The sequence below is a fragment of the Mycobacterium sp. ZZG genome (assembly GCF_054786995.1).
On sequence record NZ_JBTBFV010000026.1, the window covers coordinates 15,160 to 39,732 of the forward strand.

19 protein-coding genes and 1 pseudogene are annotated in these 24,573 nt (G+C 68.6%); 3 read left to right on the forward strand and 17 right to left on the reverse strand.

Going from position 1 to position 24,573, the window contains the following annotated elements:
* Positions 1–20: 20 nt before the first annotated feature.
* The 3 genes and pseudogenes from ACXMYJ_RS15860 to ACXMYJ_RS15870 form a co-directional block, all read right to left on the reverse strand.
* A complete protein-coding gene (locus ACXMYJ_RS15860) occupies positions 21–539 on the reverse strand; it encodes a hypothetical protein (protein WP_460357534.1) in 519 nt (172 codons plus the stop codon).
* Complete coding sequence (locus tag ACXMYJ_RS15865) at positions 536–1,942, reverse strand: zinc ribbon domain-containing protein (RefSeq protein ID WP_460357537.1); 1,407 nt, start codon at positions 1,940–1,942, stop codon at positions 536–538. The genes ACXMYJ_RS15860 and ACXMYJ_RS15865 overlap by 4 nt, the downstream gene beginning before the upstream one ends.
* Positions 1,942–3,273: pseudogene (locus ACXMYJ_RS15870) on the reverse strand (S53 family peptidase); the annotation flags it as partial. The gene ACXMYJ_RS15865 and the pseudogene ACXMYJ_RS15870, both read right to left, overlap by 1 nt.
* Positions 3,274–3,567: 294 nt before the next feature.
* Between ACXMYJ_RS15870 and ACXMYJ_RS15875 the strand changes: the two are divergent.
* Complete coding sequence (locus ACXMYJ_RS15875; RefSeq protein WP_396885358.1) at positions 3,568–4,680, forward strand: coiled-coil domain-containing protein; 1,113 nt, start codon at positions 3,568–3,570, stop codon at positions 4,678–4,680.
* 20 nt (positions 4,681–4,700) lie between these two features.
* On the opposite strand, the gene ACXMYJ_RS15880 is transcribed toward ACXMYJ_RS15875, so the two are convergent.
* The 7 genes from ACXMYJ_RS15880 to ACXMYJ_RS15910 form a co-directional block, all read right to left on the reverse strand.
* A complete protein-coding gene (locus ACXMYJ_RS15880; RefSeq protein ID WP_260756054.1) occupies positions 4,701–5,510 on the reverse strand; it encodes a DUF1906 domain-containing protein in 810 nt (269 codons plus the stop codon).
* A 69-nt stretch (positions 5,511–5,579) separates the two neighbouring features.
* Positions 5,580–6,365, reverse strand: coding sequence for a 5'/3'-nucleotidase SurE (gene surE, locus ACXMYJ_RS15885; protein WP_460357539.1), 786 nt, complete (start codon positions 6,363–6,365; stop codon positions 5,580–5,582).
* A 25-nt stretch (positions 6,366–6,390) separates the two neighbouring features.
* Positions 6,391–7,398: a 1-phosphofructokinase family hexose kinase gene (locus tag ACXMYJ_RS15890; RefSeq protein ID WP_460357542.1), complete on the reverse strand. Its 1,008-nt coding sequence runs from the start codon at positions 7,396–7,398 to the stop codon at positions 6,391–6,393.
* A gap of 94 nt (positions 7,399–7,492) precedes the next feature.
* Positions 7,493–8,950: an aldehyde dehydrogenase family protein gene (locus tag ACXMYJ_RS15895; protein ID WP_260757874.1), complete on the reverse strand. Its 1,458-nt coding sequence runs from the start codon at positions 8,948–8,950 to the stop codon at positions 7,493–7,495.
* A gap of 14 nt (positions 8,951–8,964) precedes the next feature.
* On the reverse strand, positions 8,965–9,768 hold the full coding sequence (locus tag ACXMYJ_RS15900; RefSeq protein ID WP_260756051.1) for a carboxymuconolactone decarboxylase family protein: 804 nt from the start codon (positions 9,766–9,768) through the stop codon (positions 8,965–8,967).
* A 25-nt stretch (positions 9,769–9,793) separates the two neighbouring features.
* A complete protein-coding gene (locus tag ACXMYJ_RS15905) occupies positions 9,794–10,612 on the reverse strand; it encodes a mycofactocin-coupled SDR family oxidoreductase (protein WP_260756050.1) in 819 nt (272 codons plus the stop codon).
* A 6-nt stretch (positions 10,613–10,618) separates the two neighbouring features.
* On the reverse strand, positions 10,619–11,449 hold the full coding sequence (locus ACXMYJ_RS15910) for a mycofactocin-coupled SDR family oxidoreductase (RefSeq protein WP_260756049.1): 831 nt from the start codon (positions 11,447–11,449) through the stop codon (positions 10,619–10,621).
* 110 nt (positions 11,450–11,559) lie between these two features.
* On the opposite strand from ACXMYJ_RS15910, the gene ACXMYJ_RS15915 reads away from it, so the two are divergent.
* Positions 11,560–12,159 (forward strand): TetR family transcriptional regulator, encoded by a 600-nt coding sequence (locus ACXMYJ_RS15915; protein WP_460357547.1) that lies wholly within the window; start codon positions 11,560–11,562, stop codon positions 12,157–12,159.
* A gap of 122 nt (positions 12,160–12,281) precedes the next feature.
* Here ACXMYJ_RS15915 and ACXMYJ_RS15920 read toward each other — a convergent pair whose 3' ends face one another.
* Together ACXMYJ_RS15920 and ACXMYJ_RS15925 are read right to left on the reverse strand one after the other, a co-directional pair.
* Positions 12,282–13,214: a serine hydrolase gene (locus ACXMYJ_RS15920; RefSeq protein WP_443188271.1), complete on the reverse strand. Its 933-nt coding sequence runs from the start codon at positions 13,212–13,214 to the stop codon at positions 12,282–12,284.
* Positions 13,215–13,291: 77 nt separating this feature from the next.
* Positions 13,292–14,482, reverse strand: coding sequence for a lycopene cyclase family protein (locus ACXMYJ_RS15925; RefSeq protein WP_260756046.1), 1,191 nt, complete (start codon positions 14,480–14,482; stop codon positions 13,292–13,294).
* Positions 14,483–14,650: 168 nt separating this feature from the next.
* Between ACXMYJ_RS15925 and ACXMYJ_RS15930 the strand changes: the two genes are divergently transcribed.
* Positions 14,651–17,179, forward strand: a complete 2,529-nt coding sequence (locus tag ACXMYJ_RS15930) for an excinuclease ABC subunit UvrA (RefSeq protein ID WP_260756045.1) — start codon at positions 14,651–14,653, stop codon at positions 17,177–17,179.
* Between the two features lie 45 nt (positions 17,180–17,224).
* On the opposite strand, the gene ACXMYJ_RS15935 is transcribed toward ACXMYJ_RS15930, so the two are convergent.
* The 5 genes from ACXMYJ_RS15935 to ACXMYJ_RS15955 all read right to left on the reverse strand — a co-directional run bounded on the left by ACXMYJ_RS15935 (position 17,225) and on the right by ACXMYJ_RS15955 (position 24,358).
* Entirely contained in the window at positions 17,225–19,363 is a 2,139-nt protein-coding gene (locus tag ACXMYJ_RS15935) for a DNA gyrase subunit A (RefSeq protein ID WP_260756044.1), read from the reverse strand.
* Between the two features lie 10 nt (positions 19,364–19,373).
* Positions 19,374–21,407 (reverse strand): toprim domain-containing protein, encoded by a 2,034-nt coding sequence (locus ACXMYJ_RS15940; RefSeq protein ID WP_260756043.1) that lies wholly within the window; start codon positions 21,405–21,407, stop codon positions 19,374–19,376.
* Between the two features lie 126 nt (positions 21,408–21,533).
* A complete protein-coding gene (locus ACXMYJ_RS15945; protein WP_260756042.1) occupies positions 21,534–22,979 on the reverse strand; it encodes a serine hydrolase domain-containing protein in 1,446 nt (481 codons plus the stop codon).
* 40 nt (positions 22,980–23,019) lie between these two features.
* Positions 23,020–23,448, reverse strand: coding sequence for an NAD(+)--rifampin ADP-ribosyltransferase (gene arr / locus ACXMYJ_RS15950; protein WP_260756041.1), 429 nt, complete (start codon positions 23,446–23,448; stop codon positions 23,020–23,022).
* A gap of 208 nt (positions 23,449–23,656) precedes the next feature.
* Complete coding sequence (locus ACXMYJ_RS15955) at positions 23,657–24,358, reverse strand: GntR family transcriptional regulator (protein ID WP_260756040.1); 702 nt, start codon at positions 24,356–24,358, stop codon at positions 23,657–23,659.
* Positions 24,359–24,573: the final 215 nt, after the last annotated feature.

Below are 24,573 nucleotides of genomic sequence, written 5' to 3' on the forward strand. Positions count from 1 at the left end.
GCCGGCGCCCCCGGGGGAACTCAGCGGGACGGGTCGCCGCGCCAGCTGAAGCTGTTGACGTACTTGCCCATATCCAGCGCGAGTTGGAGGTTGGCCGCCGAGGGTTTACCGGAACCGAAGTCGGGTCCGAACGCGCGGTACGGACCCACCGCTCCCGCGATCAGCGCCAGATCGTTCTTCACCGCGACCATCACGATGACGCGCATCCTGGTCGAACTGCTCATCGCACCCTGGGGCCAGAAATCGGCGGTGAACCCGAATCCACGGTGATAGCCGACCATCGTGTTCGGGATCTCGTAGGCGGTCGTGGTGTCCGGAAAGGTCTTGTTCACCAACTCGACGGCGATCTCCTGCGCGCTGCGCCCACCAGCGGGAAGGCTGAACAACCGCATCGTGCCTCCGTCACCGGCTTGCAGCACCGCGGTCACCCCGTCGGTGTGCGTGGTCACCTGGTAGGCGGATCCTTCGGACGGATACGACACCGAGAACGCCCCGTCCGCGGCGGTGAAGCGCGGGTTGATCTCTACCGCCCGGTTCATCGGTGGACTACCGCAATCGGGTGGACAGACATACCTGGCGCGGGTTTCGAAAGAAGGCCCGACAGCCCGACCAATCCACCGGCCAGCACCACGACGGAGACTCCGAGCGCCAGCGCCACGGTGCGGAACGACGACGTCGACGGCCGGTCCGCCGTGAAGGTGCCGGACTGGATCGAATAACCGGGCAACAATCCGACGACGATTTCTCCGGCCGCCGGGTCCTCGGCCAGCCGGATGGGACGATGCTCGCGGCGGGCCCGGCGTGACCGCTGTGAGCACGCCTGCATCGCAGCACCGCACCGGGCGCAGAACGGCGCATCGGGCACCACATGGTTGCACTCGACGCACAGAATGGGCTCGTCGACGTCGGATTCGTCGTGCGCCTCGTGCAGCAGCGCCAGATGCAATCCGATCCGCAGTGCGAACAACGCCATCGCCGCCAGCATCAAATGCACTGCCAGTTGCGCCAATTGGGGAAGCCGGGCCACGTCGGCCATCCCCAGCAGGGCATAGATGACGACCACCACGACCGCGATCAGGATCAGGGTCGTGCGCACGAAGCCTCGGTGCTGGTGGGCCTTGGTCGGCGGCCGGGTGAACCAGAGTGCGGTGCCGACGAGGCCGCCGACGGCCGCGGCGGTCAGCGGCATCGCGATGCCGCGGATCCCGGCCTCGACGAGCAGGCCGTCCAGCGGCCGCACGCGGTTGATCATTCCGGTGGTGACCTGGGGCGCCAACCGGGTCAAGGTGGCGGCGGCGGTGAACGTCAGAGCGCCCAGCGCGCCGATCACGTAGCCGTCCAACGCTGCTCGGCGGCCGCGCCACGACCAGCGGGTCAGCAGGGCCGGGAACAGCATGAGCAGCATGCTGCCCAGCGGCACCCCGATTCCGTCGCGCAGGATTCGCGTCCCGGCGATGCCCGCGCCGAGCGGGACACCATAGGCGCGGGCGACCGCCGCGCCCGTCAACAATGCCCACCCGACGCCGAAGATGACTCCCAGGACCGCCGTCAGTACCAGTGGGCTGCGCGGAAGATCCCGGAACACATCGGATTCCCGGAGATAGAGGACAAACAGCAGCGGAAGACCGAGTGAGGCGATCGCGGTGAGTGCGGCAGGCATCCGTAGAAGCGTGGCGACGGCGAGTGCGGCGGCGAGCAGGCCGAGACCCATCAGAAACACCGTGCGCGACCGCGGTGTCAGGTGCGGGAACAGCGAACTGGTCAGCGCCGGCGTGAACAGCCGCTGTCCGGGGGCGGCACTGAACGCGCGTGCACGCAGCCAGCGGGGACCGTCGCCTTTGTGGTGTTCGGCCAGCGGCACACCGCACAGTCCGCAGTATTCGCCTGCGGGAACGTCCATCTGGCAGACCGGACACTCCACCATCGCCGAAGGCGCGCTCATCAGGCCTGCACCTTTTGGGCGATCTGGAGGTTGCGCACCAGGTTGTCGATATCCGGGGTGCCGAGCCCGGTGACCAGGTCGTAACCGGGACCGGCGTTGTCGACGGCGTTGCCTCCCAACGTGATGTCCCGGTAGGCGGGGCGTGGAGCGCCCTCGGCGACGCGGTACAGCAGCGGATTGATGTCACCGATGAGGGAGCCGTCGTGTTCGGTCAGATACTGATTCATGACGGCGGTCAAACCGGCCCAGATCGGCGCGGACTGTGAGGTGCCGCCGCCGACGAGCACCTGATCGTTGAGCACGATCCTCACGCCGGTGAACGGGTCGGCGACGGCAGCGATGTCCGGGGTCATGCGCTTGCCGCTGCGGCGGTCGGCCGGTACCGCGCCCGCGGCCGCACGCTGCCAGGGCGGCATGTCGAACAGCGCCGAGACGCCGCCACCGGTGCCCTGGGACAGCGGCACGTCGAACCAGGTCTGCTCGGACACCCAGGTCCCGTCCGCGTCAGTGGACAGGGTGGTGCCTCCGACACTGGTCATCTCGGGCAGCGACGCGATCGAGTCGAGGCCGATGTCCTGTTCGCTCGGCGGTGACGACCAGTCTTGTCCGCCACGGCATTCCATGCCGGCCAGGTCACCGCTGGCGTTGAACGCGGTGGTGCCGTGCGACTGGGCGATGCGCAGCGCCGACCGCACCGGGGCCAGGTCGGCGGCGGTGATGAGCTTGTCGCAGCCCCAGCCGATCGAGAAGCTCCACACCGCCCCCGGGAACCGGCGGTCGGTGTCCTCTAGCATCTCGCCGATCTTGCGATATCCGCCGTCGCCCTCGACGGTCGGGCGGGCGTTCACCACGACCTTGCGGGCGTCGGGTGCAATGGCATGTGCCACTTGAAGATCCATCGACAGCTCGCCTCGCGGCTCGCCGGGGGATCCGCCGACGACTTCCGGCGTGAACTGCGGCAAGCCGAACATGGTGGCGAACGTGTCGAGGTCGGACTGATGGAACCCGTCGAAGGCGAAGACCACGATGGTGGTGCCCTTACCGGTGAATCCGGCCCGGTTCAGATCGTCGGCGTTGTAGGTGTTCAGCAGGGCGTCGGGAGCCAGGCCCCGATCGGGAACATCGAGCGGGATGTGGTCGGGTCGCGAGATGCGGTGCGGGAGGTAACCGAGGATCCGGCCCATTTCCGACACCTCGCCGCGCAGGTGCTCGGGCACCGCCGGCTGATGCGGTGACGCATAGAAGAGTCGCCCTGTCCGACCCCGGTAGTCACGCACCGAGACATCGAACGCCCGCCCGACCGCATCGGGTGAGCCCTCGACGATCACCGATTCAATGCCATGTTCGGTCCGTTAGTTGTTGACTGCGTGGTATCTCCGGCCAGCGCGATCCGCCACCCTGTGGGACATGTCCATCCTAGGAGGAAAGTCGAGATTCGGCGTGTAACCGAAACCCGGCCCGCGGCATTCCCACCGGCAGCGACGGTGAGGGCCGAGGCTGCTGCGGACAGCGGGACGGGGTGCAAGTTAGCTGGGTGGACATCGTCGGTGCCAGTTCGTACCCTCACCAAGACTCGACAGCCGGACCGGCACCGGTCTCTGCAGAGAAGGATCGTGATCATCCGAATCACCGCGGCGCGCCTTTGGGTTCGGCGGACGGCCTACGGTGCCGCGGCGACGGTCCTGGCGCTTGCGGTGTCGATCGGCGCCGTGGCGGCCGACCCGGCGTCAGACGCGCTGTCCCGGCTCAACGAATTGTCGCGTCAGGCGGTGCAGAGCCGCGAGGCGGTCACCGCCGCGCAACACGACGCAGACGCCAAACAGGCGGACCAGACCGCGGCCGAAGAGCGGCACCGCGGCGATCTGGAAGCGCTGGACGCCGCGAACGCGAAGCTGGCGCCCTATCAGGCCGCGGTGAATCGGGTCGCGGCGATGACCTATATGGGTGGTCGCACCGGCCAGGTGTCGGCCGTGCTCGGCGCGTCCTCCCCGAAGCAGCTCATCGACGAGCTGGCGGTGGAGCGTGCGGTGGCCGCCGAGATGGCCGCTCAGATGACGGCCTTCAAGACCGCACGTGAGCGCGCGGCCGCCGCTGCCCAGGCCTCGGACCGCTCGGCCGCCGAAGCTCGCGCCGCGGCCGAGCAGTCCGCTGCGGTGCGCGCGGACCTCGAAACCAAGTGGGCTGACCTGCAACGTCAGATACTTGCCGCGGAGGCGCAGTACGCGGCGCTGACACCGCGCCAGCAGGCGGTGATCGACAATGCCGCGGCAGTGCTGCCTCCGGCCCCGAATGCGTCCGGTCCGGCAGACCCGCCGCTGGCCGCGATTCCCGGCGTCCCCCCCGGCGACGTCGCTCCACCGCCCGCGGCGGTCCCGGACCTCCCGGAAGCGTTGCCGGTCGGTGTCGCGTCGGAGGCCGGGCTCCAGCCCAACACCATTCTGGCTGCCCGCGCCGTCAGCGCACGGTTTCCCCAGATCGCCGACATCGACGGAGTGCGGCCGGACTCGAAGCCGTGGCATCCGAGCGGACTGGCGATCGACATCATGATTCCCAACCACGACAGCCCCGAGGGCATCGCGCTCGGAAACGAGATCCTCGCCTTCATGATGGCCAACGCGGCACGCTTCGGGTTACAGGACGTGATCTGGCGCGGCACGTACTACACGCCGGGCGGTCCGCGGGGATCCGGTTACGGGCATTACGACCACGTGCACGTCACGACGACACCACGCCGCTGAGCGACGAGCGAGACGCTTTGCTACGGATGAAGATTCCACTGGCCGCAGTCCTGGGCCAGCACGTCGTTGACATCGACGCGGATGCCGCCGACTACCGGGCCGGGATTCGAGGCGGTGTCGATGATCCGCTGATAGAGAACCGCGGCGGGGTAGATCTGACCGCGCGACCAGGACCGGGTCTGCCACGCCCACACGCGACCCGGCGTGCCTGACCGCCCGATGACACCGTCGGATGCGGCCCACTGGCAGGTGTTGATCCCGCCGTACACGCCGGTGCGCTGCACGCCGAGCACCGAGTTGATCCCGCGGAACCACGGCAGTGCGAGGGTGTCCCACGCGTGGCGGTCGATGTCATCGTCGACGCTGAAGTAGATCGGCGCGCTCCGCCCGCCGCCTGCCGCGGTGTGCAGCTGCCAGGCGGTGCGTGCGTCGGCGACGCCGCCGGCGTATCCGCGCGTGAAATCCGAAGGGGCTGTCCCACCCGGCTTGCCGTACTGGTAGTTGCTGACGATGACCAGACCGGCGGCGGTCAGAGACTTGGCGTAGGGCAGGGTGATCGGCTTGGCGCCGAAGTTGGAGCCGGGCCGGGATGTGGACACGTAGTTGATGACCCCGGCGTGGCCGGCGGCCCGGATGTCTTGGGCCGGGATCTGGCGCATCGCGTAGTCGATCAGGGTCGGAGCGGCGGCCGACGCGGCAGGCATGCCCGCGGCTGCCGACGCGGCACCGAGCCCGGCCAACGCGGACGCTGCGGCGGCGTAGCGCAGCGCGTCGCGGCGGGTCACCGGACGCGGGCGCTGTCCGCTGCTGGTTCCCGGCGTCTCACGCACCGAGGGAGGTTAACAATGTGACAGCTGTGAACTGTGTTGCCACGCCGCGGGCCGGTGATCGGCCGACCGCTATCCGCGATCTTGACCGGGCTGTGCCGCCAACCATGTGGCGACGATCCCGCCCTCATCCGCCTCGACCGACCGCAGCTCGGTCAGTGTCGGGTGCCCGGCGTCGAGCAGTGCGCTGTCGGTGCCCTCTTCCGGCTCGTCGGACACCTCCACCTCACTCAAGCGCACGCCGCCGTCGCGCACCTCCTCGACCCGGGTCTGCACCGCCCCGCCCCGGGCCAGCCGCGCGTGGCGGATCGGACCCACCTCCGCCGCGGGCCGATCGGGGACGTTGAGGGACAGCACGGTGCCCGCGGGTGTATCGAACAGCAAATCCAGCACCGGTGCGAGCAGTCCGGCCGCTGTTCTCCAGTGCCGCTCGCCGGTGGGATTCAAGGCGACGTCCAGCGAGACCGCCAGGGCGCGGGTGTCGCTGATCTTGGCGGTGAGTGCCGCGCCGACGGTGCCGGAGTGCAAGACGGCCCGGCCGACGTTGGCGCCGTGGTTGATTCCGGACAGCACGAGATCCGGACGCGGATCGAACCAGCCGTTCAGGGCGGCGGCGACGATGTGTCCCGGTTGGGCGTGGACCGCCCACGCCTGCACGTCGAGGCCGGGCAATTGCCGGGGCTCAACGACCGTGCGACCGTCGCGGCGGACGGCGCTGAGCGCGGCGCTCGCGCCGCTGGCCTGCTCGGCCGGCGCGGCCACGATGACGTCCAACCCGGCGTCCAGCGCTGCGAACGTCAAAGCGTGCAAGCCTGCGGAGTCGATCCCGTCGTCGTTGGTCACGAGTGCGAGGGGCACGAGCCAACCTCCTGAATCGGGACGGTCACTTCGTCCATCGGCGCAGCTCCACCCGTTCGGCGAGTGTCTCGACGGCCCGGGCACCGCCGGTACCCAGCCCGTGCCGCACCACGTTGAGCGCTCCGCAGGCCGCGCCGATCTGCAACGCCCGGGGCAGCGGGCGACCGCTCGCCAGCGCGGCGACGATGCCCGCGGTCATGGAGTCCCCGGCGCCCGCCGAATCCGCCGGCTCCAACGCCGGCATGCAGATCTCGACGACGTCACCGCCGCGCGGTCCGCCGCCGTCGGGTTCACGGTCGTCGAGCAGGGCGAGGGCCGGCGCCGAACCCGCCCGCGACACCACGATCGTGCCCGCACCCTCGTCTCGCATGGAGTGCATGGCCGCGACCAGATCCTGCGCGTCGTCGGACTTCGCCCGCCCGTCGTCGAGGAGCTCTTCGTGGCTGACCTTGATCAGGTCCGGCTTGCCGGCGAGCACCGCTTCGAGCCGGTCGCCGGAAAGGTCGGCGGCCACCTTGCAGCCGTTGGCGCCCAGATCGGTGGACAGTCGCCGGTAGAGGTCGGCGGGCACCACGTCCTTCTCCTGCGGCCCGGACAGCAGGACCCGGCCGTGGGTGAGTCCCTCGGTGAGAGTGAGCTCGTAGAGCGAGTCGAGTTCGTGGCGGTCCAGCGGAGTGCCCGAGGCCTCCGCGACGACTTCGCGCTTGCCCGAGCGACGGTCATGTACGTACGAGCCGTTTCGTGCGCTGACCGGCACCACGCGCAGGGTGACGTCGCAGATGGGCAGCAAGTGCCCGAGGACATCACCCGTCTCCCCGCCGAGCGCCGAACACAACACGACCGGCACACCGAGCGACGACATCATGCGCGACTGCCAGACACCCTGTCCTCCGGCATGGACGTGGATGTCGGCTTCGCCCGAACGGTCCTCGACCGTCACCGTGAGAACGGGGAGCGGAGCGAAGATGACGACGGGATGGCGATCATCTGACTGGTCGCCGCGAGGTTCCTGCTCTTCCGTGGGGTCTGCCATGGGCTTGGGTGTACCCACCCGCACCGGGAAGCCCACCCGGGGAGCACCGGTCATTCGATGCCCGGCGAGCCGTGCCTGACCGGAGCGGCAGCCGCTAGCGCATACCTATCCGGATGTTCTTGACTTGCTGGAACTCGTGCAGGCCGGCGGCGCCGCCGGTTCGGCCGAAGCCGCTCTGTTTGTATCCGCCGTAAGGCCCCTGCGGCGAGATTCGGCTGTTCTGGTTGACCCAGACCGAACCGGCTTCCAGTTGCCGTGCCACGCGATGTGCGCGGTTGAGGTCATTGGTGTGGACGAACGCGTTGAGTCCGTACCGGGTGTCGTTCGCGATGCGCACCGCGTCAGACTCCTCCGCAAAGCGCATGACCGACGACACCGGGCCGAAGGTTTCAATCTGCGCCAGATCCGAGGTGTTGTCCACGGCACCGAACACCGTCGGCTCGATGTAGTAGCCGGAGGCCAGAGCGCCGCCGAGTCGTGTTCCGCCAGTGAGTAGTTCACCGGATCCTGCTTCCGTGGCGGCGGCGATGACGGACAGGATGCGATCGGCTGAGGACTCGCTGATCACCGGTCCGAAAGAGACCGTGGGGTCGAAGGGGTCACCGATCTTGGCGACGGCGACCGCGGCGAGGAACTTCTCGATGAAGGCGTCGTAGACCGATTGATGAACCAGGATGCGGCTGGCGCACGCGCAGCTTTGACCCGACTGCATCAGTAGCCCCTGGTGCACGGACAGCGCCACCGCGAGCTCGAGATCGGCGTCGTCGAAGACGATGCCGGCTGACTTGCCGCCCAATTCCGCGACGACAGGGGTGAGATGCGTGGCGGCGTCCCGGATAACCCGTCGGGCGGTCTCGCCTCCGCCGGTGAAGCAGATCTTGCCGATGTCCTGGTGCCGAACGAGTGCGCTTCCGCCCTCGGCAGCGGCGGGTATGACGTTGACCAGACCGAGTGGCAGGCCGGCTTCGACGCACAGCTCACCGAATCGTCGTGCCGCCAACGGCGCCAGTTCGGAGGGCTTGAAGACCACGGCGTTTCCGGCGGCCAGGGCGGGCGCGACGCAGGAGGCGGCCACCGCCAGCGACCCGTTCCACGGTGCGAGAACGGCCACCACGCCGTACGGTTCCCGCTCCACGAAGTTGAGATCGGACGAGCCGCTCACCGGCGTGCTCGACCCGTGGGGTTTGTCGGCGTAACCCGCGAAATGCCTGAGGAACTGCTCCAGCATGAGGGCGGTCCCGGCGAAGGACACCGGTACCGCGTAGTCGTGCACGTTGAGTTCGGCGAGCTGCTCGAGGTCGTCATGCACCGCGTCGGCCAGGTCGATCATCAGGTCGCGCCGGCGGTCGACAGGCAGTTCCCGCCACTGCCGTTGAGCGTCCGCGGCCGAGGCGACCGCCGTGTCGACTTCCGCCTCACCCGCGAGCGCCACCGTGGCGTTGGGCAAGCCGGTCGCCGGGAAGATGTGGCTGTGCCGGGCGCCCGATGTCGTGGTGAGCCGGTCACCGCCGATGAGCGGGCCCACCACGTCACCGAACACGCCGGGTGGCATCGACGCGGAGTCTGTCACGAGGCTTCGTCCGCCCATTCTTCGGTCACCCGCTGCTTCTGCTCGGCGATCACCTGGTTGAGATGGCTGGCTTTGGGCCAGCCGTAGTAGGCGGCGAAATGCAGTGCAAGTTCGTCCATTTCATCGAAGGAAAGGTCCCGACTTTTCAGCGCCGCGTACACGTGGCTCAGAATCGGATAGGGCGCGTCCTGAAACGCCACACATGCCACCGTCACCAAGCGGCGCTCCCGCATCCCGAGGCCCGGGCGCAACCACATCTCCCCGAAGACGAAATTGAGGATGCCGGCACCGGAGAACGGATTGTCGCGGCCGGGGGCATACGGAAGACAGTTGACGGTCTTGAAGGTCTGCTCGCCGACTCTCAGCCGGGCCTCCGGATCACTGGGGGTGGGCAGGGGCAGCAGGGGTTCTGCCGGTGGGGTGCTCCGGCCGTGCTCGCGGTTGATCCTCTCCCACTGTTCGTCCACCACCATGTTGAACCGGGAGGCTTTCGGCCAGCCGCCATAGACGGCGAAATGCAATACGGTTTCCCGCATCTCGACGATCGATACGTCGCCGCTGTTGAGTGCTGCGTACACGTGATCGCGGAGCGCCCCCTCCGCGTCGGCGGCGGCCACGCAGGGCAGTGTGACGAACCGCCGGCTGCGTCGGGTCAGGGCCGGCCGTTGCCAGACCTCTGCGTAGACGAAGTCGAGCAGGGTGGTCGTCGCGGGGGAGGCGTCGTCGGGCGCCGGAAACGTCATCACCTCGGCGAAAGCTCTTCTGCCACGCTCCAAGCGGCCGGTCTCGACGCTGGTCATAGGGTGTCCTTTCCCAGGGTGCCGCTCATCGGAGCGTGACGCCGGCGTCGACCTTGAACTCCAACCCGGTGACGTACCGGGATTCATCGGAGATGAGGAACAGCACTGCATTGCTGATGTCGACGGCCTCGGCCATGACGATCGGAAGCGCGTTGCCGAACAGCGGTGCCAGGTCGGGTCGCTTTTCGGCGAGCAAGTGATGCAGCGAATCGGGGCGCATGCCGGTCGCGACGCCGGTCGGATGCACGGTGTTGACCCGGACATTGACCGCCGCGAGTTCGTTGGCCAGGGCGCGGCTCATCCCGACGACGGCGTGCTTGGACGCCGTGTACGGGGTGTGCAGAGGAGTGCCCTTCACCCCCGCCGCCGAACTGATGTTGATCAGGCTTCCCCCGCGCTCGATTAGGTGAGGCAGCGCCGCCGCGCAGGTGTTCCAGGCGCCGATGAGGTTGACGTCGACCACGGTGCGCCAGTGCTCGGCGGTAGTGGTGTCCCAGGTTCCGGCAGTCAACACCCCGGCGTTGGCGACCGCGGCGTCCAACCCGCCCAACTGCGACACACCGTCGGCGACGGCGGCCGCCAGCGCCGACTCGTCACGGACGTCGACGACGTAGGTGGCCGCTCGGCGTCCCAATGCAGCCACGAGTGACGCTGTCTCGTCGAGATCCTCGCGGGTGGCCAACGGGTATTCGACCGCGGGCAACGAGGCGCAGATGTCGACGAGGATCAGGTCGGCGCCTTCCTCGGCCAATCGGACCGCGTGGCTTCGGCCCATACCCCTCGCGGCGCCGGTGATGAGGACGCGCTTGCCTGCGGCCCGGCCGGTCGTTGTCGTCTCGGTCATCGTCGCCTACAGCTTGTTGCAGAAGCCGGCGTCGACGGGGAAGGTGACGCCGGTGACGTACCTGCCGGCATCCGAGACCAGGTAGGAGATCGCGGCGCTGACATCCTCGGGCTCGATCAGCGAGACCGGCATCGGGTTCTGCAGGTGAGGTCCACCGTCGGGATAATGTTCCAGGAACGCCGTCATGGCGGGGTTGTTCGCCATCATCGTGTTGACTGCGGTCGGATGGACGGTGTTGACGCGAATACTATGCGGTGCAAGGGCGTTCGCGAGTGTCCGCATCAGGCCGACGATCCCGTGCTTGGAGGCCGCGTAGCCGAGGCCGCCCCCCTGTATACCGCCGAATCCCCTCAGTCCGGCGGTGGAGCTGGTGAAGACGATGCAGCCGCCCCGGCCACCGTCGATCAGGTGCGGCATGGCGGCTCTGGCAGTGTGGAACGCCCCGACCAGGTTCACGTCCACCACGTCGGTCCACATCTCGAGTTCTTCCTCGATAGTCAACTGGCGGAAGCCCATCGCGGCGATACCGGCGTTGGCACAGACGATGTCGAGACGACCGAAGTGTTCGACACCGGCGTCCAGGGCCGTTCTCACCGCGTGGAAGTCTCGGACGTCTGCTACCGATCCGAGCATTTTGCCGCCCTGCGCCTCGACCAGCGCGACGGTCTCGTCCAGTTCCTCGCGCGAAGCCATCGGGTAGCCGTTCGAGGCGATGTCGGCGCAGATGTCGATACCGATAATGTCGGCACCGTCGGCGGCCAGGCGTAGCGCGTGACTGCGCCCCTGTCCGCGCGCCACACCGGTGATGAACGCGACCTTGCCGTCCAGAGAGCCCATCGATCCTCGTTTCGTACCGCGGGCCACGTCGTGCACACCGCTCGGGAATGAGTAACACGGTTACACCAGGTACGGTAACTGAGTTACTCAGACACGGCAAGGGGGTTCGGGTGGCTGACCCGGATAGCGGGGGGCGCGGTGGCGACGACCGCATCGTGGCCGTCGTGGTGGACATCCTCGAAACCGAAGGCTATGAAGCGGTGCAACTTCGTGAAGTCGCCCGGCGTGCTCGGACTTCTCTGGCCACCATCTACAAGCGGTACGGCACCCGTGACGAACTGATCGTCGCGGCCATCGAGGTCTGGCTGGCCGAGCACCGGTACTCAGGGGTGCAAGCGCGGCCACGGGAGCCGGGAACCACGCTCTACGCCGCTCTGATGGGGCTGATGCGGACCATCTTCGAGCCATGGGAGCGCCATCCCGGCATGCTCACGGCGTATTTCCGGGTGCGGTCGGCGCCGGGGGGGCTGAAACTGTTCCGGCGTGGGCTGGACATCGTGGGCCCGGCCGGCCTGGAGCTGCTGGCCGGTGTGGACGACGAGTTCGTGGCCAGCCTGGATGCGATCCTGTCGAATGTCATCTACGGGCTGCTCGGCAGATTCGCCGCCGGCGAGATCGCCATCACCGATATTCTTCCGACCCTCGATCGCACCGTGTACTGGCTGACCAAGGCGTACGAGGCGTCTCTCGACGCCCCGGGCTCCAGCTGACCATCGCAGTCTGCCGGCGACCCTCGATGGTGTGATGCCAAACCCGTTGGCCTACAACGGCACTGCGGCGCCGGTGCGTTCAGGCCCTTCCGACGAAGCCGCGGTGACGGTATCGAGTAGCGTCAGATTCGGCCGCCGGGGAACATCGTCCTGACTGCCTGGGTGATGTTCTCGCGGGCGCTGGCCTCATCGGTCGGGTCCAGCGAGCTGATCGCCATCACGTAGCGGCGGTCGGGGCCGATCACGCCGGTGGATACGTGCAACTGGTTGCCGCCGTTCCAGCAGCAGAACCAACCCTGTTTGACCGCAACGGGTTCGGCGTTGAGCCCGTCGGGGATGCCGAAGCGCTGCGGGTAGCCGTCGGTTCCTGTCGGAGTGGATCTCGCGAGGTTGTCGACGATGACGTCGGCCTGTTCGGGCGGTAGCCCTCCGGTGCCGTCCAGCAGCATGTCGTAGTAGCGGACGAGATCGCCTGCCGTGCTTTGGGTGACATCCCAGTGCCCGTTGTAGGGGGCCATGGTGCCCGTCAATCCGTACCGGTCGACGATGCGCGCGATCACGGCGTTCTGCCCGCCGCGGTCCCAGAAGTTCTGGGCGGCGCTGTCATCGGAGGAGCGAAGCATGACGTCGAGTGACTTGCGGTCGGCGGGGGAGAGCGGCGTCTCGCTCTGCGACGCCTGCAGCAGCAGGTCGTCGGCGATGAACAGCTTGACCACCGAGGCGATCGGGAAGGGCTTGTCGGCCCCGTTGGAGACGACCTGGCCGGTGTTGCGGTCCAATACGGCGATCTCGATGTCGGCCCCGGACGCGGCAGCGTCGGCGGTGGCTTGCTGCACCCGTGCGTCGAGCCCGGCGAATGACTCGGCCGGCCGGTCAGGAGGGGCTTGCGGCAGTGCAGGAGGCGGGGCCTGCGGGGCGGCGACGGTCGCCTGCGGGGCGTCCCCGGCGGCCGGGGGCGTACCCCAGACCTGGGCCTCACAACCGCTGACGAGCAGCGCGGCACAGACGAACGCCGTTCCCGTGATCGCCCGATTCAGCAGCGGCCGCCGACGCATGAGTCTCCTTCGAGAGGGTTTTCGACCAGAGGGCCGGGTCAACGCTGTACCCCGCGACCGACCCGCGCGACCGGCGGTCATCGAGCCGAGCCCACCGTGTCATTGGTGCGCAGTGGCGGCAGCACGGCCGGCAGCACGAGGCGACGACGCAACCGGCCGCTCGACACCCGAAAGAGCCGACCGTGCGTGACGAGATTTCCGCGAAGATCGTCGCGCGCAGTCAGGTAGGTCCAGCGGTCGGTGTCGGGCAGAGCGAAGAACTGATCGAAGAAGCCGGGCACCTCGCCCGGAGGCATCCGCAGCAGCGCTTCCAAACCGATGCGCCGCAGGCGGTGAACCACACGTGCCGCGAGCGGCCAGACCATGTCCTGGGCGGCAGCCAGCGCTTTGTCCGGACCGTCGGGCAGGCCGGCCGCGAGAGCGCCGGCCACCCGCGGGGCGAGCGTCAACGAGGCCGCCACGCTGAATCCGGTCGCCGGGTGGATCAGGGGCGCGGCCGCTCCGAATCCGAGCACGCCGTGGCCGCGATGCCGGGGATGGTCGACTCGAAACGAAACCTTCTCGCTGCGTGCGTCTTCCGGGACCGCAATGCCGTGCCGCGCCAGCCGCGAGTGGAGCCTTCGCCGCAGCGTCGCCAGCGGCAGGCCGGGCCGACGCGCCAGTGATGTCTCCTCCAGCAGCACCCGGCCGCCACCCAGCGGAACGGCGTAGAGGAAAGTCGGCCAACCGGTTTCGCCGTGATCGGCGCGCCAGTCCATGAACAGCGCATCGCCGGGGGCGACCCATGGCGCGGCCGCATCTTCGCCGACGATCAATCCATACGCGGTCTGTTCGGCAGGGGTGCGTTCCGGCGACGGGCGGTCCAGCGGGCGCCACCGGCCGGTGGCGTCCACGACGACCGAGGCGCGCAGCTGTGTCCCGTCCGCCAGGGCGACCACCCCCGGCTGCGGGGATCCCACGGCGCGGCCGCGATGGACTCGCACGCCGGTCAACTGGTCGGTCAGGTGCGCACGCAGCGCCGGTACGTCGAGTACGGCGTACTCCCACCCCAGCGTGTGCTCCGTCAGCGCGATCGCCCGGCCGGCCGATCGGGCCGCGACCACGGATTCGGGCAGGTCGGCGGGGAGTTCCCGACTCCACAGCCCGTACGTCGCCAGCCACGGCCGGTCCGGCGCCGGGTCGAGCACCCCGGTGGCCAGTCCGAGCCGGGCACAGGCCCCGGCCAGCGCCAACCCGGCGGGTCCGGCCCCGACCACCAAGACATCCATCGCTCCATACTGCCGCTAGTCGGCTGATCGACTGGGCGCCGAGTCCGCCGTGGTCGGTTTCCGGTGACCGGGAGCGCTCACCTCCTGACATCGCAGCCGGCGCGGTCCCAGCGGGTTCTGAGCTGCTCGTACGGCGCACCGGCCGCCGCGTCGTCCACAATGGTGCAGATGGACGGCGGTACCCGACCAGAGGCACACCAGCCGGACCCGTACCTTCGGGTCTACGCGTCCCGTGTGCACAACCTCAAGTCGGTGGATGTCGCCGCCCCCCGCGATTCCTTCGTCGTATTCACCGGGGTGTCGGGATCCGGGAAGTCGTCCCTGGCGTTCGGCACCATCTACGCCGAGGCCCAGCGCCGCTATTTCGAGTCGGTGGCGCCATATGCGCGCCGGTTGCTGCTGCCGCAGGACGCCCCGAAGGTCGATGACATCACCGGGCTGCCGCCGGCGGTCGCGCTGCAGCAGCGCCGCGGCAGTGCGACGTCGCGGTCGACCGTCGGTACCGTGACCACGCTGTCGAACCTGCTGCGCATGTTGTTCTCCCGCGCCGGCACCTATCCGCCCGGGGCCACGGAGCGCCTGGATTCCGACGCGTTCTCCCCGAACACCACGATCGGCGCGTGCCCGAAATGCCACGGTCTGGGACGCATCCACGAGGTGACCGAGCAGACGCTGGTGCCCGACCCGTCGCTGACCATCCGCGAAGGCGCGGTGGCGGCCTGGCCCGGAGCCTGGCAGGGGCAGAATCTCCGGGACATCCTCATCACGCTCGGCTACGACATCGACAAACCGTGGCGCAAACTTCCCAAACGGCAACGGGAGTGGATTCTCTTCACCGAGGACCAACCGACCGTTGAGATCGATCCGAGCCAGAATCCGGTCACCGCGGACTACTACTACAACGGCACCTTCTCCAGCGCCGAACGCCACGTTCGCCACACGCTGGCCAACTCGCAGAGCGCGGCGATGCGGCGCCGGGTGTTGCAGTTCGTGCACAGCACCGATTGCCCTGTCTGCGGCGGCACCGGGCTGCGACCCGAAGCGCTGGCGGTGACATTCGCCGGCCGCAACATCGCCGAGCTGTCGGCCCTACCACTGACGGCGCTCACTGAAGTTCTGACGCCGGCGGCGATCAGGACGGGATTTGCCGCGGCCTACGAATCCACCGAGTCGGGTGAATTCACCGAAGTGGCAACCATGATCGCTTCCGATCTGGTGGCCCGGATCGCCGTGCTGGTCGACTTGGGGCTCGGCTACCTGAGCCTGAACCGCCGCACACCGACGGTGTCGCCCGGCGAACTGCAGCGTCTGCGGCTGGCCACCCAGCTGCGGGCCGGGCTGTTCGGCGTCCTCTACGTGCTCGACGAGCCGTCGGCCGGTCTTCATCCGGCCGACGCCGAACCGCTGCTCAACGTGTTGGACAGGCTCCGGCGCGCCGGGAATTCGTTGTTCGTGGTCGAGCACGACATGGATGTGGTGCGCCGCGCCGACTGGATCGTCGATGTGGGCCCCGGCGCCGGTGAGTGGGGCGGCGACGTGCTCTACAGCGGGCCGGTGGCCGGCCTCGCGGACGTCGAGTCGTCGGTCACCCGTCGTTTCCTGTTCGCCGGCGGACCGCCCGCCCAGCGATCCGCACGCACGCCGTCTGGCGTTATGCGGTTGCGCGGCATCACTTTCCACAACCTGCATGACGTCGACGTCGAGATTCCCTTGGGGGTGTTCGTTGCCGTCACGGGGGTGTCAGGATCAGGCAAGTCGACGCTGGTCTGCAAGGTGCTCGGCGATGTGATGGCAAGGCAGTTGGGAAACTCCGTCGAACCCGACGACGTCGGCGCCGACGGTGAGGCCGAACTGCTGGACATCGACGCCGACTCCAGTGTGGGGGTGACCGTCGAGGGCGCCGAATTGATCGACCGTCTGGTTACCGTGGACCAGCGGCCGATCGGACGCACTCCGCGGTCGAACCTGGCGACCTACACCGGGCTTTTCGACGCAGTCCGTAAGGCGTTCGCCGGCACCGACGAAGCCCGTCGGCGAGGCTGGAGCGCAGGCCGCTTCTCGTTCAACGTCGCCGAGGGCCGCTGCCCCACCTGTCAGGGTGAGGGTTTCGTGGCGGTCGAACTGTTGTTCCTGCCGGGCACCTATGCCACCTGTCCCTCGTGTCACGGCGCCCGTTACTCGGACGAGACCCTCGAGGTCACCTACCGCGGCCGCACCATCGCCGACGTGCTGGCCCTCACCGTCGACGAGGCGGCCGACTTCCTGAGCGATCTACCCAGCGCGGCAAGGAGTTTGACGACGCTACGGGATGTGGGCCTTGGCTACCTGCGGCTGGGGCAGCCCGCGACCGAACTGTCCGGCGGCGAGGCGCAACGCATCAAGCTGGCCACGGAATTGCAGCGCGCCAAGCGCGGTCACACACTCTACGTGCTCGACGAACCCACCACGGGGCTGCACCCGGCCGATGTCGAACTGCTGGAGAATCAGCTGCACCGGCTCGTCGATGCCGGCAACACCGTGGTGGTGGCCGAGCACGACATGTCGGTGGTGGCGGGGGCGGATCACGTCATCGACCTCGGGCCTGGCGGCGGCGACGAGGGCGGCACCGTGGTGGTAGCCGGGCCCCCGGCTGTGGTCGCGGCTCACAAGCGAAGCCGCACCGCGCCGTACCTCGCCGCACAGCTGCGCTCGGGTTGACACGATGTGCACCTCCGCCGGAGTGCATCACGGACCTGCCCGCCGTCACCCCGCCGGGGTCACCTCCACGCCCGAGCCCTTGATCGCCGCCTTGGCGCGGTTCTCCGCGCGCACGGCTTTCTTGCCGCGCACGTACCCGGTCGCCGAGATCGATGCCGCCAGCACGGCGTCCTCACCCTTGACGAACGGATGGAAACCGACGCCGGCGCCGCCGCGGCCCTTGACCGGAATGTCGGCGACTTCAGTGACCTTCCAACTCTTTTCGGCCACGGACAGGATCGCCTCGCCGTTGCCGCACGACACCGGCAGCGCGGCGATCACCTCGTCCCCGTCGCCGGACAGCTTGACGCCGGCCACGCCGTTGCCCGCCACGCCCTGCGGGTTCACCGCGGCGGGGTCGATGCGCAGGATCTTGCCGCGTCGCGTCACGAGCGCCAGGTGGTAGCCGGACGGAAGCACCCCCGACCGCAGCAGCCCGGTGATGTCCGGCGCGACCGGGATATCGCGGATCTTGTACGGCAAGCCACCGCCGGTGGTGAACTTGATCCGGCCGTCGGTCCACACCGCCCAGCCGAGGCCGCCGGTGAGCAACTCGCCGTGGCTGTCGGAGAACACCCCGCGATCGTCCAGGCGCCAGGCAGTGTTGACCTTGCGCTCACGCGGCCCGTCCTCGTTCGAACCGGAGGACACCGGGGTGGCGTCGTAGTCGAGGACCGTGCGGCGATCGAACTCGGGGCCCTTGAACAGCTTCGCGGTCTCGACGAGCTCCTGATCGATCACCTTGCGGCGCGCGTCGGGGTTGGCCACCAACTCGGTGAGCTCGGCGAACTCGGCGTCCAGCTTCTCCGCCTCGGCCCGCAGTTCGATGACGTCGAGCTTGGTGAGTCGGCGAAGTTGAAGCGCCAGAACGTAATCGGCCTGCACCGCGTCGATTCCGAACCGCTCCTGCAGGCCCTGACGGGCCTCGTCGACGGTGTCGGAACCGCGGATGACCGCGACCGCGGCGTCGATGTCGAGGTGGATGGTCATCAGACCGGCCACCAGGTGGCGCCGGGCGGTGACCTTCTCCAGCCGGTATTCGCTGCGGTGCAGCACCACCGAATCCCGCAGCGACAGGAACGCGGCGATCAGCTCGCGCACCGACCACCAGCGCGGCACCCGGTTCTCGTCGAGCGCGACCAGGCTGGCGGCGAAGGTCGACTCCAGCGGGGTCAGCGCGAGCAGCTGGTCGCGGATCTGCTCGGCACTGTGGCCGCGTTTGGCGGTGACCACGATGCGCAGCCCGTTGCGTCGGTCGGTCAGGTCCGACATGTCCGCCACCCCGGACATCTCGCCGGACTCCACCAGCGCCCGGATCCGTTCCTGCACGGTGTTACTCGCGACACCCGGAGGCAGCTCGGTGATGATGCAGTTCTTGCCGTCGACCGACACGGTGCCGCGCACCGTGAACTGGCCGCGGCCGGTGGTGATGTATTCCCGCAGCCCGGCCGTACCGACCACGGAGGCCCCGCACCCCCAGTCGGGGCCCGGGATGAGTTTGACCAGCCGGTCGTCGGTCATGTTCGGCGTCTTCAGCAGCGCCCGGCACGCGGCCATGATCTCCCGGGGATTGTGGGCGGGCACCTTGGTGGCCCATCCCTCGGCGATGCCGACGGCGCCGTTGCACAGCAGCACCGGCCACTGGGCCGGGAGCACGGTGGGCTCGGTCCACTCGCCGTCGAACGTCGGCACCATCGGCACCGCGTGGCTGTCGAGTTCGGCGGTCAGCGCCGCACCGGGCGGTGACAACCGCATCTCGGTGTAGCGGTCGGCCGCCGGGATGTCGCCCTGTATGCGGGGGAAAGCGCCTTGTCCGTCAATGACTTTCACACGCTGGAAGTCGGCGGCCATCAGTGCGGCGGCGCCGTACATCGACGCGCCACCGTGCGGGTGCAGGTTGCCGGTGACCGCCGAGCACACCTTCGACGACTTCTGCGGCTTGTTTCCGGGCAGCAGTCGCGATTCGTGCATCTGGTAGAGCAGGCGCCGCTGGCCGGGCTTGAGGCCGTCGAACGCCGACGGAATGGCGCGGTCGCTGACGCTGTAGAGCGCGAAGGTCAGCTGGTAGTGGTTCCAGTACTCGTCGGCGCTCTGGTCGAGGACCAGGTCCGGGTTCTGTTCGGGAACGTCCAGGGTGGCGGTCACGGTGATTCCCCTACGTCAGGTCCAGCGAGGCGGTGTCGACGCGGGCGGCGACATCGGCCATCCACGTGCGCCGGCCCTCGGGCGGTCCGCCGAACAACGTGTGGTGCAGCTTCTTCTCGCCGTCGTCGGGATGCACCCGGATCACGGTGCGCCGCTGCGGATCCAGCACGGTGTTCCAGAAGTCGTCGGCGTCCATCTCGCCGAGGCCCTTGTTGCGCTGCACCTCGACCTTGCGTTTGGAGGTGGCCTTCAGCTGCGCCACCGCGGCGTCGCGCTCGGACTCGTCCTGGCAGTAGATGCGCTGCTGCCCGTCCTTGACCACGAACAGCGGCGGCAGCGTCACGTACACCATCCCCGCCTCGACGAGCGGGCGGTAGAAGTCCAGAAACATCGAGATCAGGCTCGAGTTGATGTTGCCGCCGTCGGGGTCGGCGTCGGAGGCGAACAAGATCCGGTCGTAGCGGCACAGTTCCGGGTCGCAGTTGTCGCGCACCCCGCAGCCCAGGATGCGTTCGATCGAATCGAACTCGTCTTTGGCCCGCGCCTTGCTCAGGGCGAACCCGTAGACGTTGGGAGGCTTGCCTTTCAGCGGGAATGCGGCCTGGAACGTGGCGTCGCGCGCGGCCTTGATAGTGCCCAGCGCCGAATCACCCTCGCAGAGAAACAGCTCGGCACCGGATCCGCGCCCGGTTTCCCTGCTGGGCAGCAACTTCGGCGGCAACGACAGGTTGGTTCCCAGGCCCTTGGCTTTCGACGCCGCGCGGGACCGGGCCTTGGCCCCTTCGGCGCTGCGCCGTGCCCTGGCCGATTCCAGCGCCAGCTTCGTCCACAGTGACACCGCGTCGGCGTTCGCGGGGTTGGCCGCCCAGATGGTCACGCTGCGGGCCACATCGGGGGCCATCGCCAGATTCAGCGACCGCGAGGACACCGCCGTCTTGGCCTGGGAGTCCCACGCCACGTCCGGTGCGCGGGTGTCGACGGCCAGCGCGGTGACCGCGGCGAAGTCCTGCGGTTCCGGGCCGTCCTCGCCCTTGGCGAGGCCCAGGTCGCGGATCCGGGAGGCGCGGTCGGCCAGGGCCTCGGAGAGGCCCTTCACCGCGGCGGTCAGGTGTGATCCGCCGCCGGGGGTTCGCACCGTGTTGCAGAACGCGGCGACCGTCGCGGGTTCGGCCGGGCCGGCGGTCAGTGACCAGCGGAACGGGGTCGGCCCGCGCCCGGTGGTGTACTCGCCGCGGCCTTCCACCTCCGCCCGTACCTCCGGTGCGGGCGTGCCGGCGGCGGTGCACATGAGATCGAGCAGTGTGTCGGTACCCCAGGGCCCGCTGAACGGTTCGAGCAGCGCCGGCGGCACCTCGTCGCCGGGCCAGCCTTCGTCGACGACGACCAGGTGCACACCGCGGGACATGCGCGCCGCGGCGTGGGCGCGGAGCAGCACCTCGCCGATGTCGACGGTGGAATCCGGTACGACGGCCGGATCGAACAGGATGCGCACCGTGGTGCCGTGCGCGTCGGGCTTGCGGTTACCGGTACCGCGCAGTTTCTGCGTGTCGGCGCGGGTGAACGGGGCGTCCGGATCGAAGTCCTTGCCCTCGAACACGCCGGGGTAGCCGCGGCCGAAGCTCTGCAGGTAGGTCTTGCCGCCCCGGCGGACGGTCACGTCGGTGCGGGCGGAGATGAAGACCGCGGCGGCGGCGCCGATGCCGTTCAGGCCGGCGCCCGTGCTGGCCGCGTCGGTGTGCGCGGAGAACTTGCCGCCCGCCCGGGCGGTGCCGAGGGTCTTGACGATGCCGTTCTTGCCGGTCGTCGGGTCCGTGTCGACGGGCAGTCCGCGGCCGTCGTCGGCGACGCTGACCGAGCCGTCGGCGTGCAGGGTGATGGTCACGCATGATCCGCCGTGACCCGGATCGGCCACCTCTTCGACCGCGTTGTCGATCAGCTCGCGCAAGGCGGTGTTCAGGACGTCGAGACCGAGGTTGACCGCCGGCCGCAGGCGTGTGTGCTGGACATCGTCGAGCTCGGTGATGTCGGCGGCGGTGTAACTCACTGCTGTTGCTTTCCGTCGAGGCTGGGCGGGGTGCCGCAGGAATGGTAGACGGCCGGACCGACATTTCCCCGCATCCGAGCCGTTGTGCGGAGCACGAGGTAATCTCCGCCACAGTGCGCCGGCCGGCTAGCTGCCGTAAAGATGCAGCGCACGGGCCGCTTCGGTGGCCACCGCGCCGCTCAGCGGCGCGATCGGTGGACCGCCGCGCTGATGGATCACATTCGCCAGCACGATCACGTAGGTGTCCGACCGCGGGTCCATCCACAGTGACACCCCGGTGAAGCCGGTGTGGCCGAAGCTACCGACAGGGAAGACCGACCCTCGGGGCCTGGAGTGCGCGGTGTCGATGTCCCAGCCGAGACCGCGCAGATCCTGTCCCGCCTCGATCTGAGCGGGATCGTGTCCGGGCTGCTGCGGCGTCGTCATCGCCTCGGCGCTCGGCTGCCGCAGCGGAAAAGCGCTGGGGCGGTGGGCGAGCCGGTCGAGCAGAGCCTGCGCGAACCGGCCCAGATCGTGCACGGTGGAGAACACCCCGGCGCTTCCGGACACCCCGCCCATGCGGCGGGCCGTGGGGTCGTGCACGGTCCCGCGAAGCGGGTGGCAGTGGTCGGGGTTCAGGGCCGGCGCGTCCTCGTCCCGGGCGGTCGGCGCGACGCGCGCCAGCAGCTCGGTGCTCCACGTGCCCGCCGGACAACGGCCCGGCTCCGGTCCGTGCGGATCCGGTGCGATCGCCGTACCCCGGATCCGACGTGGCCCACATGCTTTGGCGACGGGCAGATAGCGGGAGTCCGACATCCCGAGTGGGGCGAACACGTGGTCGTGGACGTAGACATCCTCGGGTTCGCCGCTGATTTTCTCCAGCAGCGCGCCCAGGATGATGAAGTTGATGTCGGAGTAGTGGAAGCGCTCGCCGGGATCGAACACCACCCACGCGGCGAGCGCGCGGCGGATTCCCTGGGCTTTGTCGGGCTTGTCCAGTCCCCACGGGCCGTCCAGACTGAGATCACCCGCGATGCCCGAGGTGTGGGTGAGCAGCATGCGCAGCGTCACCTGTGCGCGGCGCGGATCGCCGGCCGGGTTGAAGTCCGGCAGGTATGTCTGCACCGGTTCATCGATACGGATCTTGCCCTGCTCATAAAGCTGCATGACGGCAGTGGTGGTCGCGACGCTCTTGGTCAGCGACGCCAGGTCGAAGAGGGTGTCCTCGGTCATGGGTTCGGAGGGGGAGGGTTTCCCGTCCAGACCGGGTTCACCGGCGAGCTTGCGGGCGCCGAACGCCTGCCGGAAGACGATCTTGCCGGCGTGCCCGACCTGCACCACGGCGCCGGGTAGTCGATGCGCCGCGATCGCCTCCGCGACGAGCCGGGAGACGGCGGAGAAATCACCGGTCGGCGTCACCTCGGGGACCGCGGGTGCGGGTGACGCGGCCACCGGGGCGGACGGTATCGGTGCTGTCGGGGTGCCGGTGGACGGCGTAGGGGGCAGCGGATGCCCGCACGCCGCAGACACCATGATCAGCGCGACGGCCCCGACGGCGAAGAGCCGGGCACGTCGCGGTCGTGACTGCGTCACCAGGCCGACGGTAGCCGCGCCTGCTGCCTCCGGCACGGTTTCAGTCGTAGATGACGTCGAGCCCTTTGCGGCGCAACTCCTCCAGCCCGGCCCGAAACGCCTCAAGCTGCTCGGGCGGATGTCCCACCCAGTCGGTGAGCTCACCGACGATCCTCACCGGCTGGCGGCTGCGGTAGGAGTGGGTCGGGTTCCCCGGGAACTTCTTGTCCGTCACATTCGGGTCGTCCTCGACGGCCCCGAGCGGTTCGACCATGTACACGCGGCCGCGGCCCTCCCCGACAGCCAGCTCGGCCGCCCACACCGCCGCATCCAAAGTCCTGGTGATGTAGATGTGGTTCGAGACCCGGCCCGCGTCGAAGTTGGACGGCTGGCCCGGCATCAGCAGGTCGCCCACATCAAGGTCGGCTTTCGTGCCGTGCAGGTAGGCGCCTGACTCGTGAACCACGAATCGTTCTGGCGTACCGGTCATCTCCGACATACAAACCCCCTGCGTTCCTGTGGCCCGGCGATTGTGCCCGAGGTACGGGGCCTTGCCGCAAGCCCCCACCCCGGCCCTATAGTGAGACTGGGAACGGCATCGCCGCGCGAGCGCACTGCAAGATTCACGACACGACGACGATCTTCTCGGTCAGGTCGGACTCGTGACCCGTTACCCGATCGGCGGTAGCCGCGCGGCACTACGTTTCGGAAATCACTGACGCAGAACCGGTTTCGAGCGCCAGAAGCCGACGCGCGCTGGTCACGATGTGGTCTTCCAGCGTACAGCGAAGTTGTTCGGGTTCGTCATGCTCGATCGAGTTGAGAAGTACCCGGTGCTCTTCGGCGATTGCGAAGGGAGTCGAGTGCCGACGGGCCAAGCGGTGGATCTGCATTCTGATCCGGGGTTGCACGCTGGCCCACAGTTGCAGTGCGTGGTCGGAATGCGCGCTGCGAACGATTGATTCGTGGAACGTCACGTCGAGCTCATTGAGCTGATCCAGATCACCTGCTTGGGCGGCGACGTTCATCTGTTCCACGAGGTGCCGTAACTCGTCAAGTGTGGTGGGATCCGCGCCGGCTGTTCCGACAGCGAAGGATTCGATGGCCAACCGTACCGGCAACAGAACCCCGAGCAGTTCGTCGGAGCTCACCGAGGTGACGAAGGCTCCGCGATTGGGGATGTGCTGAACCAGTCCCTCGCTCTCGAGTTGACGCAGGGCCTCCCGGACCGGCCCCGGGCTGGTGCGCAGATGCGCGGCCAGGACGTCCTGTTTGAGTTGCGCTCCCGGTGCGATGAGACCTTTGACGATCTGCTCCCGCAGCCAATCCGCAATCTGGTGTCGGCGCGACGCGGCCAGTGGGGCTGGAGCGGTGGCACCCAGTCCCTCGGCGTGAGTCATGCGGTTTCTCCCTCTGCGCCGTGCCTGCGCGCATTTCATCCTAGGCATCCAGTGAGCGCGCGGGACCGCGAACTTCTCTCAGACACCCTTGCACAGATTACCGATTATAGATAATCTCCAAAAATTTGGATGGTGGGGCACCACACCTCGCCGCCGAACGGCCATCGAGCCGCCGACCTCTACCGAAGGATGACAATGCGAAAAGGCCTACTGGC

What these genes read in the sequence shown, in the direction of transcription:
- arr (WP_260756041.1), bottom strand. Translation starts at nt 23,448, where the DNA reads ATGACCGGTACGCCAGAACGATTCGTGGTTCACGAGTCAGGCGCCTAC.
- ACXMYJ_RS15920 (WP_443188271.1), bottom strand. Translation starts at nt 13,214, where the DNA reads ATGCGTCGGCGGCCGCTGCTGAATCGGGCGATCACGGGAACGGCGTTC.
- ACXMYJ_RS15930 (WP_260756045.1), top strand. Translation starts at nt 14,651, where the DNA reads ATGGACGGCGGTACCCGACCAGAGGCACACCAGCCGGACCCGTACCTT.
- ACXMYJ_RS15955 (WP_260756040.1), bottom strand. Translation starts at nt 24,358, where the DNA reads ATGACTCACGCCGAGGGACTGGGTGCCACCGCTCCAGCCCCACTGGCC.
- ACXMYJ_RS15900 (WP_260756051.1), bottom strand. Translation starts at nt 9,768, where the DNA reads ATGACCAGCGTCGAGACCGGCCGCTTGGAGCGTGGCAGAAGAGCTTTC.
- ACXMYJ_RS15925 (WP_260756046.1), bottom strand. Translation starts at nt 14,482, where the DNA reads ATGGATGTCTTGGTGGTCGGGGCCGGACCCGCCGGGTTGGCGCTGGCC.
- ACXMYJ_RS15910 (WP_260756049.1), bottom strand. Translation starts at nt 11,449, where the DNA reads ATGGGCTCTCTGGACGGCAAGGTCGCGTTCATCACCGGTGTGGCGCGC.
- ACXMYJ_RS15890 (WP_460357542.1), bottom strand. Translation starts at nt 7,398, where the DNA reads ATGGCAGACCCCACGGAAGAGCAGGAACCTCGCGGCGACCAGTCAGAT.
- ACXMYJ_RS15860 (WP_460357534.1), bottom strand. Translation starts at nt 539, where the DNA reads ATGAACCGGGCGGTAGAGATCAACCCGCGCTTCACCGCCGCGGACGGG.
- ACXMYJ_RS15895 (WP_260757874.1), bottom strand. Translation starts at nt 8,950, where the DNA reads ATGCCACCCGGCGTGTTCGGTGACGTGGTGGGCCCGCTCATCGGCGGT.
- ACXMYJ_RS15865 (WP_460357537.1), bottom strand. Translation starts at nt 1,942, where the DNA reads ATGAGCGCGCCTTCGGCGATGGTGGAGTGTCCGGTCTGCCAGATGGAC.
- ACXMYJ_RS15905 (WP_260756050.1), bottom strand. Translation starts at nt 10,612, where the DNA reads ATGACCGAGACGACAACGACCGGCCGGGCCGCAGGCAAGCGCGTCCTC.